Origin of the sequence: Streptomyces sp. NPDC102462, assembly GCF_044765425.1 — a bacterium.
Taxonomy (GTDB): Bacteria; Actinomycetota; Actinomycetes; order Streptomycetales; family Streptomycetaceae; genus Streptomyces.
This window is the reverse complement of sequence record NZ_JBIWKB010000042.1, coordinates 46,170-62,712: the sequence shown is the minus strand read 5'-3', so window position 1 is coordinate 62,712 and position 16,543 is coordinate 46,170. Positions and strand designations below refer to the sequence as shown.

Here is a 16,543-nt window from a genome sequence, read left to right as displayed (position 1 = left end):
CAACGAAGCTGAGGGCCAACGCCCCTGAAAGGGGCGCGGGGAACGGCGCGCCCAGCCACAACGAGCCCGCACCCGCCCGCCAACGGATCCCACCCTCCCCCGAGGCGCCCTCACACAACACACCCGCACCCCTTTCGGCCCCCAGCGGAGCGTCCATGCCACCGGCCACCTCGCGTACCCGCACCTACGACCCCGCCAGAACCCGCACCGCGGTCCTCGCCCAGCTGCGCACCGTACGGGAAGCGGTCCGCACCCTCAGCCCCGAACAGCTGGCGCTTCCCACGCGGCTCGGCGACTGGACCGTACGCGAACTCGTCGCGCACATCGGGATGGCGGTCACGGCGATCGGCCGTTCCCTCGACCGGCCGGAGCCACCCCGGCAGGGCGCCACGCTCCTCGACTGGCCGTTCGCGACCTCGGCCAACGCCCCGGCCATCGACGAGTTCACCCGCGCCCTCGTGGAGCGCCACCCCGACCCGGTCGACTACCTCACGGACGTAGAGCGCGACCTCGTCGCCCGGCTCGACGCGCATCCCGGCAGCCGCATCCTGGAGACCAACGCCGGCGCCCTGCCGCTCGCCGACTACCTCGTCACCCGGACCGTGGAACTCGTCGTCCACACCGACGACCTGAACGCCGCCGTGCCCGGCCTGGAGGTCCCCTGCGACCGGCAGGCGCTCGCCGCGGCGACCCGTCTGCTCGCCGACGCCCTCGCGGTGAAGGCACCGGGCGGCTCCACCGAGGTGCGCATCCCGCCGTACGCCGTCGTGCAGTGCGTACCGGGGCCCCGGCACACCCGCGGCACTCCGCCGAACGTCGTGGAGACGGACCCGCTGACCTGGATCCGGCTCGCCACAGGGCGGCTGGCCTGGGCGGACGCCGTGGCGGACGCGAAGGTCAGCGCGAGCGGCGAGCGCGCGGACCTCGGCGGACTGCTGCCGCTGATGTCGTAGCGCGAACCGAAGACCGGGTCGCCGCGTCCAAGGGCCATGGACACCACGGACAGCACGCACAGCACATGGACCAGCAACCGGAACCGGCGGCGCCTGACCCTGATGGCCCCGCTCGTGCTGCTGCCGCTCGCGGCCTGCGGCAGCGAGCGTGTGGACGGCGGCTCGGGCTCCGTCCGCGCGTCCGTCACCGGCGTCCGCTGGAGCGTCGACAGCGTCACCGTGGACGGCACGATACGGCGGGCGCCCGCCGGGGCCTACACCGAGTTCGCCGACGGCCGGGTCCGGGGCAGCTACGGCTGCAACCAGTTCAGCGCCCGGGCCGTCTTCGACGGCCACCGACTGACGCTCGAAGACGCCGAGACGACCGAGATGGGCTGCGCGCGGGAGCCGATGGCCTTCGAGCGGGTGCTGGCCCGTACCCTCGCCGACGGCCCGCTCACCACCCGGGTGCACGGCGGCGAACTGACCCTCGGCACCGAGTCCGGCGACTTTGTGCGGCTGTCCGAGGAACCGGACGCCCCACTGCGGGGCACCAAGTGGATCATCACTGCACTGGGTGCCGGCGGCCCCGACGGCACCGCGGCCTCGCTGCCCGGCGGCGCCGCGCCGTATCTCGTCTTCGACGAGAAGAGCGGCCGGGTCACCGGCAGCCTGGGCTGCAACCGGGTGACCGCGAAGGCCACGGTCCGCGACGCCCATATCACTCTGGGCACTGCCGCCACCACCCGAAGGGTGTGCGACGTCTCACTCATGCACACGGAAAAGAGCCTGCTGCGCCTCTTCGACGGCCCGGTCGGCTACCGCCTGGATCACCGCAGCCTCACGCTGACCAGCGAAAACGGCGAGTGGGTCGGCGCGGTCGCGGAGCCGTGACGGATGACGAACACACATCTTCGGGGCATTAGCCAATTCGGACCAGTGGTCGATCTCGCCTACACTCGGACACGTGCCACGTGGTGACGGTCGACTCAATCACGATCTGCTCCCCGGCGAGAAGGGCCCCCAGGACGCGTGTGGCGTCTTCGGGGTCTGGGCTCCGGGCGAAGAGGTCGCAAAGCTCACGTACTTCGGGCTCTACGCCCTCCAGCACCGGGGTCAGGAATCCGCGGGAATCGCGGTCAGCAACGGCTCCCAGATCCTCGTCTTCAAAGACATGGGCCTCGTCTCGCAGGTCTTCGACGAGACTTCGCTCGGTTCGCTCCAGGGTCATATCGCGGTCGGACACGCCCGCTACTCGACCACCGGCGCCTCCGTGTGGGAGAACGCCCAGCCGACGTTCCGCGCCACGGCGCACGGTTCCATCGCGCTCGGCCACAACGGCAACCTGGTCAACACGGCACAGCTCGCCGAGATGGTCGCCGACCTGCCGAAGGACACCAACGGCCGCTCGACCCGGGTCGCGGCCACCAACGACACCGACCTGCTCACGGCGCTCCTCGCCGCCCAGGTCGACGACGACGGCAAGCCGCTGACCATCGAGGAGGCCGCACACTCGGTCCTCCCCAAGGTCAGGGGCGCCTTCTCGCTCGTCTTCATGGACGAGCACACCCTGTACGCCGCCCGTGACCCGCAGGGCGTCCGCCCGCTGGTGCTGGGCCGCCTGGAGCGCGGCTGGGTGGTCGCCTCGGAGACCGCAGCCCTCGACATCACGGGCGCCAGCTTCGTGCGTGAGATCGAGCCCGGCGAGTTCGTGGCGATCGACGAGAACGGTCTGCGTACGTCGCGATTCGCGGAAGCGAAGCCCAAGGGCTGTGTCTTCGAGTATGTGTACCTGGCCCGCCCGGACACCGACATCGCCGGTCGCAACGTGTATCTCTCCCGGGTGGAGATGGGCCGCCGCCTCGCCAAGGAGTCCCCGGTCGAGGCCGACCTGGTGATAGCGACCCCGGAGTCCGGCACCCCGGCCGCCATCGGCTACGCGGAGGCCAGCGGGATCCCGTTCGGCGCCGGTCTCGTCAAGAACGCCTACGTCGGCCGGACCTTCATCCAGCCCTCGCAGACCATCCGCCAGCTCGGCATCCGCCTGAAGCTGAACCCGCTCAAGGAAGTCATCAGGGGCAAGCGCCTGGTCGTCGTGGACGACTCCATCGTGCGCGGCAACACCCAGCGCGCCCTGGTCCGCATGCTCCGCGAGGCGGGCGCGGCCGAGGTGCACATCCGGATCTCCTCGCCCCCCGTGAAGTGGCCCTGCTTCTTCGGCATCGACTTCGCCACCCGCGCCGAGCTGATCGCCAACGGCATGTCCATCGACGAGATCGGCACCTCGCTGGGCGCCGACTCCCTGGCGTACATCTCCATCGACGGCATGATCGAGGCGACCACCATCGCCAAGCCGAACCTGTGCCGCGCCTGCTTCGACGGCGAGTACCCGATGGAACTCCCGGACCCCGAGCTGCTCGGCAAGCAGCTCCTGGAGACCGAGCTGGCGGCCGGCACGGCCGCCCCGGCCGCAGTCGACGCGATCCGTCGCCCGTAACACCTGCCGTACGACACGAAAGTCACAGTCATGCCTGAGACCACTGGTGCCAGCTACGCAGCCGCGGGCGTCGACATCGAGGCGGGCGACCGCGCCGTCGAGCTGATGAAGGAGTGGGTGAAGAAGACCCGGCGCCCCGAGGTCCTTGGCGGCCTCGGCGGCTTCGCCGGACTGTTCGACGCGTCGGCGCTCAAGCGCTACGAGCGCCCGCTGCTGGCCTCCGCCACCGACGGCGTCGGCACGAAGGTCGACATCGCCCGTCAGCTGGGCGTGTACGACACCATCGGCCATGACCTGGTCGCGATGGTCATGGACGACATCGTGGTGTGCGGCGCCGAGCCGCTGTTCATGACCGACTACATCTGCGTCGGCAAGGTGCACCCGGAGCGGGTCGCGGCCATCGTGAAGGGCATCGCGGAGGGCTGTGTGCTGGCCGGCTGCGCCCTGGTGGGCGGCGAGACGGCCGAGCACCCGGGTCTGCTGGGCGAGGACGACTTCGATGTCGCCGGCGCCGGCACCGGCGTCGTGGAGGCCGACCGGCTGCTGGGCGCGGATCTTATCCGTACGGGTGACACGGTGATCGCCATGGCGTCCTCCGGTCTTCACTCGAACGGGTACTCCCTGGTCCGTCATGTGCTGCTGAACCAGGCCGGGCTGTCCCTGGACGCGCGGATCGAGGAGTTCGGCCGTACCCTCGGCGAGGAGCTGCTGGAGCCGACGAGGATCTACTCCCTGGACTGCCTGGCGCTGACCCGCACCGCCGAGGTGCACGCCTTCAGCCATGTGACCGGCGGCGGGCTCGCCGCCAATCTCGCGCGGGTGATCCCGGACGGGCTGCACGCGGTCGTCGACCGTGCCACCTGGACCCCGGGCCCGGTCTTCGACCTGGTCGGCAGGACCGGTGACGTGGCGCGACCGGAGCTGGAGAAGACCCTCAACATGGGTGTCGGCATGATCGCGGTCGTGCCGCAGGAGTCGACGGACGCGGCGCTCACGACGCTCGCCGACCGCGGGGTCGACGCCTGGGTGGCCGGCGAGATCACCGACCGGGGGGACGAGCCCACGGGTGCGAGGCTGGTCGGCGACTACGCGTAACCGTGCGGTCAGCACAAATCCCGGTCCGGTGGTGAACCCCCGGACCGGGATGACACGGCTGAGCCGCTACCAGCGTCACGCGCCGCGACGATGTTGCGAGGACTGGCCGTCCTCGTCCTCCTCGTCGTCGTCCTCATAGAGGTCGGCGTACCGTGAATACAGGTCGTCGTCATGCTCATCGTCCTCGAAGCGGTCGCCGTTCGGCGACTGGTTCGACGTCGATGCGCCCAGCTCCTCGGCCAGGCGTGAGAGGTCCGTCCCACCGCTGTTGTACTTCAGCTGGCGGGCGACCTTCGTCTGCTTGGCCTTGGCCCGGCCGCGCCCCATGGCTCGACCCCCTCAACGACGGGGCTCGACGGCCCCAGAGTCTGACACGCGTTCATGATCTGGAACGGACTCTCCGCAGAGAGGCCCGTCCGTAGGGCTTCCACGGTACCTGAGCCCGCGCCCATACGGTACGTCGCCCGCAGGACGCGCGTGTGCGCAGGACCGGCGAGGTGCCCCGTCCTCGCTGGTCAGTGGCGATTTTAACCACTTATCCAGGGACGACCCGCCGGTAGAAGTGAGAGTTCTCTCCAACTTCGCGCCGCCGGGTACCGATCTCACGTGTGATCAGGGGTCGGTCCGGCCTGGTGACCAACCAGGTCCGGCCAAGTCCGTAACGGTTCGACCGCGCCCTGAAGGGGCGCGGGGAACTGCGCGATCAGCCACAACGGTGCCGCAGACGACCGACGGCATATCGCGGCACCTCCAGCGGAGCGCTCAGCGGGCCTCCGCCATCCGCTGCTCGGCGATCCGGTCGGCCGCGGCGGCCGGCGGAATCCCGTCTTCCTTCGCACGTGCGAATATGGCCAGCGTGGTGTCGAAGATCTTCGCCGCCTTCGCCCTGCACCGGTCGAAGTCGAACCCGTGCAGTTCGTCGGCGACCTGGATGACCCCGCCGGCGTTCACCACGTAGTCCGGCGCGTAGAGGATGCCGCGGTCGGCGAGGTCCTTCTCCACTCCCGGGTGGGCGAGCTGGTTGTTGGCGGCGCCGCACACCACCTTGGCGGTGAGCACCGGCACGCTGTCGTCGTCGAGGGCGCCGCCGAGTGCGCACGGGGCGTAGACGTCCAGCCCCTCGACCCGGATCAGCGCGTCGGTGTCGGCGACCGCCGTCACGCCCTCGGGGTGCTGGTCGAGGATGCGGCGCACGGCCTCCTCGCGCACGTCCGTGATCACGACCTCGGCGCCCTCGTCCCGTAGGTGCCGCACCAGGTGGTGGCCGACCTTGCCGACGCCGGCGATGCCGACCCGGCGCCCGCGCAGCGAGGGGTCGCCCCACTGGTGCTGGGCGGAGGCGCGCATGCCCTGGTAGACGCCGAAGGCGGTGAGGACGGAGGAGTCGCCCGCGCCGCCGTTCTCGGGGGAGCGCCCGGTGGTCCAGCGGCACTCGCGCGCCACCACGTCCATGTCGGCGACGTAGGTGCCGACGTCGCACGCGGTGACGTACCGCCCGCCGAGCGAGGCCACGAACCGCCCGTAGGCGAGCAGCAGCCGCTCGGACTTGTCCCGCTCCGGGTCGCCGATGATCACGGCCTTCCCGCCGCCGTGGTCGAGACCGGCCATGGCGTTCTTGTACGACATCCCGCGCGCGAGGTTGAGGGCGTCGGCGACGGCCTCCTCCTCGTTCGCGTACGGGTAGAAGCGGGTGCCGCCGAGCGCGGGGCCCAGGGCGGTGGAGTGGATGGCGATGACGGCCTTGAGGCCGCTGGCGCGGTCCTGACAGAGCACGACTTGCTCATGTCCCCCCTGGTCCGAGTGGAACAGGGTGCGCAGGACGCCGTTGGTCACGTCGGTCACTGTGGTGACTCCCGGGTAAGTAGCGGCGAGTGGAGACGGGTCTCCTGGGGGTACCCCCACACTTTTGGTAGTGGGGGAAGGTGGCGGGATGCCGTGGCATGAGCGTAGAGCCTGGGCCGCCCGCCGACCGCACAGTGTTCAGGATCACCTTGGCGCGTCGTCCGTCCGTCCGTGGCCGTGGCAGGATTTCCAGGGGTTTCCCTATGTCCGAGCGCCGCTCGGGCAGGTCCGAGTGCGGGTTCCGCACGGGTTTCGAGCCAGGTCCGATGGGGAGGGAGCAGGCGTGCCCAAGGTGTCCTCGGTGATCGTCCCCTACGCGACGTATCTGCGTGTGTACGAACCGCTGGCCGCTTTCCCGGAGTCGGAGCGCGGCCACTGGGCGCGCTACGCCCGCCGCCCCGACCGCCCCTCCTACCAGGACGAGCTGCGCCGCTCCCTGGCGGATCTGCTGCCCACCCCGCCGATGCCGGTGCCGGTGCACGAGAGCGGCGAGGCCTTCGTGCTGGACGTCGACGGGGTGGTCTGCGTCTGCCCCTGGCGCACCCGGCTGCGCGGCTGGCAGGCCCTGGGCGAGTTGGCCGACGAACTGCCGCCGCCGGTCCTGGACGCTGTGCTGCCCTCGGTCGTGCGCCGCCAGGCCGCCCAGGACTACGAGCGCTGGCTCGCCCGCAACCCCGACGCCCGCCCCTGGATCCGCACGGCCACCTGGCAGGTGCCGTTGAGCTGGTTCGTGCTGGTCTCCGACGCGGAGCGGGAGTACGCCGAGGGCGCCGACGAGGAGGCGCCGCTGCTGCGCTACCGCACGCCGATGGTGCAGGCCCGGCGCCGGGTGGCGCGGGGGCTGCGCACCCTCAAGGACGCGGTCGAGGAGGGGCCCCTGATCGACGGCCTCGTGGATGTCGGGCGCTGGCTCGAGGAGTTCCATCCGCGCTCGCTGGTGGAGCTGGACTACGGCGGTCTGGTGCACGCGGTGCCCGCGGGCGAGCTGGCGGGGGACCACTCGGCGGCCGATGTGGCCGAGGGCATCGACGCGCTGCGCCGGGGCGACGGTGCCGCCGCGGGGGAGGCGTACGGCCGGCTCGTGGAGCGCTGGCGGACGGTCCGGGACCTCCGCTCCGCAAACTGACGTGACATCAGAAGTGATGCAGGTCACGGCTGTGGCGGCGGGGACCGCGTACGGTCGACGGCACTTCCCCGACGTCCCCGACGTCACGGGAGGTTGGAGTCGATCCGGGCTTTTGTGTCAAGGGTGATGGACCGCACTTTACCCGGCTCTTGCGTCTCTTACCCCTCCTCATGCCAAAATAGGACAAGGAGTCCGGGAAGGGCTCAGCATTGCACGCTTTAGGGGGGTCTGGAGCCTCCTGGGCGCCAGTGTGACTGATCGTCACAGTGGCGTGACTGTCCGCTATGGCATGGTCCATCGGCTTCCGTCGGTGATGAACACCTGGGAGGGCAATTCCATCGGTTTGGCCGACGCGGCTGGACAGATGGTGTAGTTGTAGTGCCGAGGACAAGCCGTTCGTCCTATAACCGACTCGACTCGCGTCCGCCATTTCGGGCAACGCGGGTCAAGGTGCAGAATTTAGAGGAAAGAACCGAGAAGGTTCGGTTCTCCCGAGGAGGCCGCTCATGACCGCTCGCACCCCTGATGCCGAGCCGCTGCTGACCCCGGCTGAGGTCGCCACGATGTTCCGCGTTGACCCGAAGACGGTCACGCGGTGGGCGAAGGCCGGAAAGCTCACGTCGATCCGTACGCTCGGCGGGCACCGCCGCTACCGCGAGGCGGAGGTCCGCGCACTGCTCGCGGGCATCCCGCAGCAGCGCAGCGAGGCCTGACAACTCCATAACCGGGCCGTACGGCTGGTTCCCCCAACCGGTCGAGGCGCCCGGGCCCTAGCTCCAAGCGACGCGGGACCTGCCCCAACAGGCCCCACGCCCAAGCCGATCAGAACGTTCTAGGCAGCGACACAGGGTGCGTCGTCGATCGCGCTGGACTCCGCCGGGTCCAGCGCGATCTTTTTTGTGCGCCGGCGGCCGGGGCTGCGCGGGGTCTGTGAGCGGGCTTGTCGGACTCTGGGGGGCGGTGTCGGATCCGCTGTGGAAGGCCCCGGAGAGGGGTGCAATTGCACATATTAAATTGACTAGTTGTAGGACGTGCGTAAGCGCCGCCGTTTCACAAACTCGTGCGGTGACACCCGTCACATGCCGAGGTGCTTGTTACCCGCGGTCCGGATGCGCTAGAGGGAACCGCCCGCGGCCCGCGCCGGAACCGGCCCGCGGTGTCAGTTGCCCATCGTGGCAAGGGTGTTGGGGCGGTGAGGGTCACGCGGGAAGGGCGCTCTCGTCTTCGCTGGCGTCCTCCGCGACCGCCACGGCCTCCGCGGTCCGCGGGGCGGAGTCCATCGCCAGACGCAGCAGCCGGTGGCAGATCGCGCAATGACGGGTCACATGCCGGTAGGACGAAGCAGCCGACAGATGGGCCCTGAGGAGCGCCCGCGTCTCGTGCCTGGCCACCGCCGCCATACGCCACCTCCACAGGCCCGCACACGGGGACGGGCGGGCCCTGCTCCCTGGGTACCGGCGGAAAGTGCCGCCGTCAAGGCACCCCGGCTCCATCCGGCCGCACCCGGACACACAAGAAGGGCCCGCCCCCTTGTCGGGGCGGGCCCTCGTGCACTGCGGTCCTGACGGGATTTGAACCCGCGGCCTCCACCTTGACAGGGTGGCGAGCACTCCAAACTGCTCCACAGGACCTGGTGTCGCGGCGCCGTTCGTGCGGTGCGCCGCGAGAAGAGACTGTACAGGAGGGTGAGCCACTGGTCGAACTCACCCCGCGTACCCGGACGATCACGGGACGGCCGCGTCGATCGCCTTCACGATCCGCTTGTCCGAGACCGGGTACGCCGTGCCGAGCGCATGCGCGAAGTAGCTGACCCGCAGCTCCTCGATCATCCACCGGATGTCCAGGGCCGCGGCCGGCACCGGACGGCCCTGCGGGAACTGCTCCAGCAGCCACGCGTACTCGTCCTGCATCTCGTGCACCTTCTGCATGCGCGTGGTGTCCCGCTGGACGCTCGTCGCCATCTGCTGGAGCCGCCGGTCCGCCGCCACCAGATAGCGCATCAGATCGGGCAGCCGCCGCACCCCCGCCCAGGTCACGAAGCCCGGCTTCACCAGGGCGTCCAGCTGGGCCCTGACATCCGCCAGGTTCGCCAGCAACGCCGGGCTGCGCACCGCCTTCAGCCGGCGCTCACAGGACTGCCAGGCGGCCAGCACCTGCTGCACCTGACCCACCGTCCGCACCGTCGCGTCGACGATCTCCGCGCGCACCTTGTCGTACAGCTTCCGGTACGACTCCTCGTCCCACACCGGACCGCCGAAATCGCCGATCAGCCGGTCCGCCGCCGCCATCGCACAGTCGTCGAACAGCGCCTGCACGGAGCCGTGCGGATTCGCGGACAGGGCGAGCTTCTGGGCGTTCGTCAGACGATCACTGGCGTACTTCGCCGGATTCACCGGGATGTTCCGCAGGATCAGCCGGCGCGTGCCCCGCCACATCGCCTCGGCCTGCTCGGTCTCCGTGTCGAACAGCCGCACGGAGACCGTGTCGCCGTCGTCCACCAGCGCCGGGTACGCCTTCACGGGCTGACCGGCCCGGCGCGTCTCGAAGACCCGGGTGAGCGACCCCATCGTCCAGTCCGTCAGCCCGGTGCGCTCCAGCGACTCGCCGCCCGTGCGTACGGCCGTCGCCGCCGCGGCCTGCGAGAGCGCCTTGCGCGCCTTCGGCTTCAGCCGCAGCCGCAGCGCCTCCAGATCCTTGTCCTCGGCGAGCTTGCGGCGCCGCTCGTCGACGATCCGGAAAGTGATCTTCAGATGGTCGGGGACCTTCGACCAGTCGAAGTCGTCCGCCTCGAACGGCACTCCCACCATCCGCTTCAGCTCACGCGCCATGGTCACCGTCAGCGGCTCCTGCAACGGCACCGCACGCTCCAGGAACGCCTTCGCATAGTTGGGCGCGGGCACATAGTTGCGCCGGATGGGCTTGGGCAGCGAACGGATCAGCTCCGTGACCACCTCCTCGCGCAGCCCCGGGATCTGCCAGTCGAAGCCCTCGGCCGTGACCTGGTTGAGGACCTGGAGCGGAATGTGCACGGTCACGCCGTCCGCGTCCGCACCCGGCTCGAACTGGTACGTCACACGGAACTTCAGCGGTCCCTGACGCCAGGAATCGGGATAGTCGGCCTCGGTGACCGCCGCCGCCGACTCGCGGATCAGCATCTCCCGCTCGAAGTCCAGGAACTCCGGCTGCTCGTGCCGCTTCCGCTTCCACCACGAGTCGAAGTGCGCCCCGGACACCACGTCCTCGGGCACCCGCTGGTCGTAGAAGTCGAACAGCGTGTCGTCGTCCACGACGATGTCCCGGCGCCGCGCCCGGTGCTCCAGCTCCTCGACCTCGCTGAGCAGCCTGCGGTTGTCCGCGAAGAACTTGTGATGGGTGCGCCAGTCCCCCTCCACGAGCGCGTTGCGGATGAACAGCTCGCGGCTGGCCTCCGGGTCGATCCGGCCGTAGTTGACCTTGCGGTCGGCGACGATCGGGACGCCGTACAGGGTCACCTTCTCGTACGCCATCACGGCCGCCTGGTCCTTCTCCCAGTGCGGCTCGCTGTAGGTCCGCTTCACCAGGTGACCCGCCAGCGGCTCGATCCACTCCGGTTCGATCCGCGCGTTGACCCGGGCCCACAGCCGGCTCGTCTCCACCAGCTCCGCCGACATCACGAACCGCGGCGGCTTCCGGAACAGCGCCGAACCGGGGAAGATCGCGAACTTCGCGTTCCGGGCGCCCAGATACTCGTTCCTCCCGCCGCCCTTCCCGCTCTCCGCGCCGGCGCTCTTCACGTCCTTCATGCCGATGTGCGACAACAGACCGGCCAGCAGCGAGACATGAACGCGGTCCGCGGGGGCGTCCTGCTCGTTGAGGTGGATGCCCATCTGCTTCGCGACGGTTCGCAACTGCGTATAGATGTCCTGCCACTCGCGGATCCGCAGGAAGTTCAGGAACTCCTGCTTGCACATCCGGCGGAACGACGAGGAACCCCGCTCCTTCTGCTGCTCACGGAGGTAACGCCACAGGTTCAGGAAGGCGAGGAAATCGCTCGTCTCGTCCTTGAACCGGGCGTGCTGCTGATCGGCCTGCGTCTGCTTGTCCGCCGGGCGCTCGCGCGGGTCCTGGATGGACAGCGCCGCCGCTATGACCATGACCTCCCGCGCACAGCCGTTGCGGTCGGCCTCCAGGACCATACGGGCCAGCCGCGGATCGACGGGCAGCTGCGCCAGCTTGCGGCCGGTCTGCGTCAGCCGCTTGCGCGGGTCCTGCTGCGCCGGGTCGAGCGCGCCCAGTTCCTGGAGCAACTGCACGCCGTCGCGGATGTTGCGGTGGTCCGGCGGGTCGATGAACGGGAACCTCTCGATGTCCCCGAGGCCCGCCGCGGTCATCTGCAGAATGACGGAGGCGAGGTTCGTCCGCAGGATCTCGGCGTCCGTGAACTCCGGCCGGGCGTCGAAGTCGTCCTCGGAGTACAGCCGGATGCAGATGCCGTCGGAGGTACGGCCGCAGCGGCCCTTGCGCTGGTTCGCGCTCGCCTGGGAGACCGGCTCGATGGGCAGCCGCTGCACCTTCGTGCGATGGCTGTAACGCGAGATCCGCGCGAAACCGGGGTCGATGACGTACTTGATGCCCGGCACCGTCAGGGAGGTCTCGGCGACATTGGTCGCCAGCACGATCCGGCGGCCGGAGTGCGGCTGGAAGACCCGGTGCTGCTCGGCATGCGAGAGCCGGGCGTACAGCGGCAGGATCTCCGTGAACCGGTAGTTCTTCTTCTCCAGCGCGTCCGCCGTGTCCCGGATCTCCCGCTCGCCGGAGAGGAAGACGAGGATGTCGCCGCCGCCCTCCGCCATCAGCTCCTCGACGGCGTCCGTGATCGCGGTGATCTGGTCCCGGTCGGCGTCGTCACCGTCCTCCTCCAGCAGCGGCCGGTAACGCACCTCGACGGGATACGTCCGCCCGCTGACCTCCACGATCGGGGCGTCGCCGAAGTGCCGGGAGAAGCGCTCGGGGTCGATGGTGGCGGACGTGATGACGACCTTCAGGTCCGGCCGCCGCGGCAGCAGCTGCGCCAGATAGCCGAGCAGGAAGTCGATGTTCAGGGACCGCTCATGGGCCTCATCGATGATGATCGTGTCGTAGGCGCGCAGCTCACGGTCGGTCTGGATCTCGGCGAGCAGGATGCCGTCCGTCATCAGCTTGATGAAGGTGCCGTCCGGGTCGACCTGGTCGGTGAACCGGACCTTCCAGCCGACCGACTCACCGAGCGGCGTCCGCAGTTCCTCTGCGACCCGCTCGGCGACCGTACGAGCGGCGATCCGGCGGGGCTGGGTGTGCCCGATCATCCCGCGGACGCCACGGCCCAGCTCCAGACAGATCTTCGGGATCTGGGTCGTCTTGCCGGAACCGGTCTCACCGGCGACGATGACGACCTGGTGATCGCGAATGGCCGCCGCGATCTCGTCCTTCTTCTGACTGACGGGCAACTGCTCCGGATAGCCGACCTCGGGCACGCGCGCGCGCCGTACGGTCATGCGCTCCTCGGCCCTGACGACCTCGCCCTCGATCTCGGCGAGCACGGCCGCACGGGCCTCCGGCTTACGGATCTTGCGCGCGCCCTCGAGCCTGCGCCCGAGTCGGTGCGCATCGCGCAACGACAACTCGGTCAGGCGGCCGGCGAGAACGCCGAGGGACTGTGCGCCGGGGGCGGGATGCGTAGACATACGCGACCCAGGATCTCATCCCGGAGAAATCCATGGCTAACGGATTTGCGGTGCGACGCCCCGCAACGCATACAACAAGGCCCCGATCCGGAGATCGGGGCCTTGACTGTGGCTGGGGCCGGGGTCGAACCGGCGACCTTCCGCTTTTCAGGCGGACGCTCGTACCAGCTGAGCTACCCAGCCATCAAGACCTCTTTCGAGGTCTTCGCGGTCCTGACGGGATTTGAACCCGCGGCCTCCACCTTGACAGGGTGGCGAGCACTCCAAACTGCTCCACAGGACCTTGCGTTGTGTGCACCGGTGTCGCACACGGTGTTGCGTGCCCCCAACGGGATTCGAACCCGTGCTACCGCCTTGAAAGGGCGGCGTCCTAGGCCGCTAGACGATGAGGGCTATCGGCCCGCCTGGGCGCTTCTCAGCGCGTCGGGGACGTGAGAAGCATATGGGATGGCGGGGAGTATCGCCAAAACGGTTTACGAGCCGGACGGAGCGGGGGTCCGTCCGGGTGTCTTCGGTGCCGTGGTGGACGGGCTCGCGCCCGGCAGGTTCTCCTCCGGGAGGTGGCGGCTGACCTCCGCCGTCGTCAGGCCCAGCCCGCCCAGTTTGATCTCGTCCCATGCCTGGAGGCGCCGGCTGTCCCGGTCGAAGTAGAGGATCGACGCCTGGATCGGGTCCGGGTAGCGGCCCTCCACGGCACGCAGTCCGCTGCCGCCGGTCGATCCCTCGACGCGCAGCCGGGTGCCGTACTTCATGACCTCCGTCTGCTCGTGGTGCAGATGGCCGGCGAGCACGAGGGGCACCTCGCCGTCCGTCTCCCGGGCCGCCGACGGCTCGTGGGCGATGGCCACGTCCACCGGCGTCCCGGCGGCCCGCTGGTCGCGCAGTGCCGAGGCCAGCCGGTCCCCGGCCAGTTGCTCGGCCCGGTCGCCGCCGGTCGCGGCCGAGCGGTCGGGCGTGAACTGAGGGTCGCCGATGCCGGCGAACCGCAGGCCGGCCACGGTCCGCGCCCGGCCGTCGTCCAGGACGTGCACGTTCTTCAGGCGCTCCAGGTAGCGCTGGGTCGCGCGGGAGTCGTGGTTGCCGCGCACCCAGACGTAGGGCACGCCCAGGTTGGCGATCGGGTCCAGGAAGCCGTTCTCGGCGGCCGTGCCGTGGTCCATGGTGTCGCCGGAGTCGACGATCACGTTCACCTTGTACTGCTCCACCAGCGAGGCGATGATCTTCCAGCTCGCCGGGTTGAGATGGATGTCGGAGACGTGCAGGACGCGCAGGGTGGTGGGGTCCGGCTGGTAGGCCGGGAGCGTGGAGGTGACGTCGTACAGTTTGGTCACGTTCGTCACCAGGCGGGCGAGTTCCTTCTGGTAGACGTCGAATTCGGTGACGATGCTGCGGGCGTTGCCGACCAGTGAGGGCGCGGAGGAGAGCAGGCCGGAGAACTTCGGTTCGAGGACGGACTTGGGGTTCCAGGTGGCGTACGCCGTCACGCCGGACGCGGCGAGGAGGGTCAGGGCGAGACCGCCGGCGGCGAGGGCGCGGCGCGGGCGGCGGTAGACGGCGAGGCCCAGCGCGCCGGCGCCGGCGACGACGGCGACGCAGGAGCGCACGGCCAGGTCGAGGGTGCCGTGTGCGACGTCCCGCGCGACCTCGTCCTGGAGGCCGGACAGCCGCTCGGGGTGGTCGACGAGGGCCTGCGAGCGCAGCGGGTCCAGTTGGTCGACGTTCACGTCCAGGCGGACGGGCGCGACATGGCTGTCGAGGGCCAGCGCGCCCAGCGGGGAGACGTTGATCTTCGTGCCGCCGGTGAGCGAGGGGCGCAGGGTCATTGTCGTGTTCATGGGTCCGACGGGGGCCCGTACGTTGCCGACGACCAGCAGTCCCAGCCAGGCGCCGACCAGGACGACCGCCGTCAGGCCGAGGGCCCGGGCCCAGGGGCGCGACCGGTCGGCGAGTTCGAGGGCGGGCAGGGTGCGGGGCCTGTTCGGGCCGCGGTTCGCCTTCCGGCCGCGGTTCGCCGCGCGGGCGAGGCGGTGGGGCAGGCCGGCGATGCGTTTCGCTGCGGCGGCGAGCGGAGCGGGCACGGCGGCGAGCCGGTTCGTCACGGAGGCGATGTGCTTCGGCATGGGGATGAGGTGCTTCGGTATGGGGACGATGTGTTTCGGCAGCGGGACGCGGGCGCGGGCCATTGGTCCCGTATGCCCAGGTGCGGAAGCGGATATGCGGCGGTCCGCGGCGCTCGTGCGGGCGGTCCGTACCGGACAATGGCCCTGTGCTGGAGATGACGCGCGAGGAGTTCGAGGAACTGGTCGCCGAGGCGCTGGACCGGATTCCGCCCGAGCTGACACGGCTGATGGACAACGTGGCGGTGTTCGTCGAGGACGAGCCGCCCGCCGCCGATCCGGATCTGCTCGGCCTGTACGAGGGGACTCCGCTGACGGATCGCGGTGAGTGGTACGCGGGCGTGCTGCCGGACCGGATCACGATCTACCGGGGGCCGACGCTGCGGATGTGCGAGACGCGGGAGGACGTGGTCGCGGAGACCGAGGTGACCGTGGTGCATGAAATCGCCCACCATTTCGGGATCGACGACGCCCGGCTGCACGCGCTCGGCTACGGCTGACGGGTCCGGCGCGTGTCCTCTTGCGGGCGGCGGGAGTTGGGCAGGTCGACTTCTTGGCCCGCCCGTCGTCGGAGGTGGCTCCCGTGCGCCCCTTGTCCGTACCCGCCCGTCTCGCCGTCACGGTGCTGGCCGTAGCCGCTGCCGCCGGCTGCGTGAACGTCGGCGACGACGCCGGCCGGGCCGGGCCGTCGCGGTCCGCCGCGCAGCAGGGCGGCAAGGCGCCCGACGGCGGTTCCGCGGTGTCCGGCGCCGATGCCGGGGGCCAGGGCGCGCAGGGCGGTGACGGCAAGCGCGGGCGCGGCGGGAAGGGGACGTCCGAGGAGTCGGCGTCCGCGTCGGCCACGCCCTCGGGCCGGGGCAGCGCGTCCGCGACGCCGGCCGGGGCCGGGCGGAGCGAGAAGCCGCGTGATCCGGCGACGACCGGGGTGCAGCCGCCCGACCCGCACACGGACGAGCCGACGCCCCCGCCGCCGCCTCCCGAGCCGCCGGCCTCGCCGCCCGCGCAGCCGACCGCGGAGCCGTCCTCGTCGGCGCACGAGGAGCCGGGCCCGCAGCTGGTGCAGCGCGAGCCGGCCCCGATGGCGGGTGCACCGGCCTGAGCGCTCCGTCCACGGTGCCGCGATGTGCCGTCGGCCGTCCGCGGCACCGTGGTGGCCGGCCGCGCGGTTTACGGGGTTGCGGGCTCGGTTTGCGTTGGGGGGTGGTGGGTGCGTATGGTGGTAGATCGTTTGA

The 16,543-nt window shown here is 70.3% G+C and carries 13 protein-coding genes and 4 tRNA genes; 8 read left to right on the top strand and 9 right to left on the bottom strand.

What is annotated here, in order from left to right:
• Positions 1–155: 155 nt before the first annotated feature.
• The 4 genes from ACIRFL_RS30065 to purM all read left to right on the top strand — a co-directional run bounded on the left by ACIRFL_RS30065 (position 156) and on the right by purM (position 4,524).
• Entirely contained in the window at positions 156–953 is a 798-nt protein-coding gene (locus ACIRFL_RS30065; RefSeq protein ID WP_404034506.1) for a sterol carrier family protein, read from the top strand.
• Between the two features lie 36 nt (positions 954–989).
• A complete protein-coding gene (locus ACIRFL_RS30060; protein WP_404034504.1) occupies positions 990–1,826 on the top strand; it encodes an META domain-containing protein in 837 nt (278 codons plus the stop codon).
• 73 nt (positions 1,827–1,899) lie between these two features.
• Positions 1,900–3,429, top strand: a complete 1,530-nt coding sequence (gene purF / locus ACIRFL_RS30055; RefSeq protein WP_404034502.1) for an amidophosphoribosyltransferase — start codon at positions 1,900–1,902, stop codon at positions 3,427–3,429.
• Positions 3,430–3,459: 30 nt separating this feature from the next.
• On the top strand, positions 3,460–4,524 hold the full coding sequence (gene purM / locus ACIRFL_RS30050; RefSeq protein ID WP_404034500.1) for a phosphoribosylformylglycinamidine cyclo-ligase: 1,065 nt from the start codon (positions 3,460–3,462) through the stop codon (positions 4,522–4,524).
• Between the two features lie 75 nt (positions 4,525–4,599).
• Here the strand turns inward: purM and ACIRFL_RS30045 are convergent, their stop codons facing one another.
• Positions 4,600–4,851, bottom strand: a complete 252-nt coding sequence (locus ACIRFL_RS30045) for a DUF3073 domain-containing protein (RefSeq protein ID WP_121895237.1) — start codon at positions 4,849–4,851, stop codon at positions 4,600–4,602.
• A gap of 435 nt (positions 4,852–5,286) precedes the next feature.
• A complete protein-coding gene (locus ACIRFL_RS30040) occupies positions 5,287–6,366 on the bottom strand; it encodes a Leu/Phe/Val dehydrogenase (RefSeq protein WP_404034498.1) in 1,080 nt (359 codons plus the stop codon).
• A gap of 283 nt (positions 6,367–6,649) precedes the next feature.
• Between ACIRFL_RS30040 and ACIRFL_RS30035 the strand changes: the two genes are divergently transcribed.
• Together ACIRFL_RS30035 and bldC are read left to right on the top strand one after the other, a co-directional pair.
• Complete coding sequence (locus ACIRFL_RS30035) at positions 6,650–7,492, top strand: hypothetical protein (protein WP_404034496.1); 843 nt, start codon at positions 6,650–6,652, stop codon at positions 7,490–7,492.
• A gap of 506 nt (positions 7,493–7,998) precedes the next feature.
• Positions 7,999–8,205 (top strand): developmental transcriptional regulator BldC, encoded by a 207-nt coding sequence (bldC, locus tag ACIRFL_RS30030; RefSeq protein ID WP_003949541.1) that lies wholly within the window; start codon positions 7,999–8,001, stop codon positions 8,203–8,205.
• A gap of 486 nt (positions 8,206–8,691) precedes the next feature.
• On the opposite strand, the gene ACIRFL_RS30025 is transcribed toward bldC, so the two are convergent.
• From ACIRFL_RS30025 to ACIRFL_RS29995, 7 genes are all read right to left on the bottom strand, one after another.
• Positions 8,692–8,892 carry a DUF6274 family protein gene (locus ACIRFL_RS30025; protein WP_404034494.1) on the bottom strand — a complete coding sequence of 67 codons (201 nt, stop codon included), beginning with the start codon at positions 8,890–8,892 and terminating at the stop codon, positions 8,692–8,694.
• Positions 8,893–9,048: 156 nt separating this feature from the next.
• Positions 9,049–9,123 (bottom strand) — tRNA-Asp (locus ACIRFL_RS30020).
• A 93-nt stretch (positions 9,124–9,216) separates the two neighbouring features.
• Positions 9,217–13,194: an ATP-dependent RNA helicase HrpA gene (hrpA, locus tag ACIRFL_RS30015; RefSeq protein WP_404034492.1), complete on the bottom strand. Its 3,978-nt coding sequence runs from the start codon at positions 13,192–13,194 to the stop codon at positions 9,217–9,219.
• A 109-nt stretch (positions 13,195–13,303) separates the two neighbouring features.
• Positions 13,304–13,377: transfer RNA gene (locus ACIRFL_RS30010), tRNA-Phe, on the bottom strand.
• A gap of 25 nt (positions 13,378–13,402) precedes the next feature.
• Positions 13,403–13,477: transfer RNA gene (locus ACIRFL_RS30005), tRNA-Asp, on the bottom strand.
• A 37-nt stretch (positions 13,478–13,514) separates the two neighbouring features.
• Positions 13,515–13,587, bottom strand: a tRNA-Glu gene (locus ACIRFL_RS30000).
• An 80-nt stretch (positions 13,588–13,667) separates the two neighbouring features.
• The gene (locus ACIRFL_RS29995; protein ID WP_404034490.1) at positions 13,668–15,314 is read right to left on the bottom strand and encodes a metallophosphoesterase; all 1,647 of its coding nucleotides are present in this window, start codon (positions 15,312–15,314) and stop codon (positions 13,668–13,670) included.
• Positions 15,315–15,460: 146 nt separating this feature from the next.
• On the opposite strand from ACIRFL_RS29995, the gene ACIRFL_RS29990 reads away from it, so the two are divergent.
• Positions 15,461–15,811, top strand: a complete 351-nt coding sequence (locus ACIRFL_RS29990) for a metallopeptidase family protein (protein ID WP_404034488.1) — start codon at positions 15,461–15,463, stop codon at positions 15,809–15,811.
• A gap of 83 nt (positions 15,812–15,894) precedes the next feature.
• The gene (locus ACIRFL_RS29985; protein ID WP_404034486.1) at positions 15,895–16,410 is read left to right on the top strand and encodes a hypothetical protein; all 516 of its coding nucleotides are present in this window, start codon (positions 15,895–15,897) and stop codon (positions 16,408–16,410) included.
• Positions 16,411–16,543: the final 133 nt, after the last annotated feature.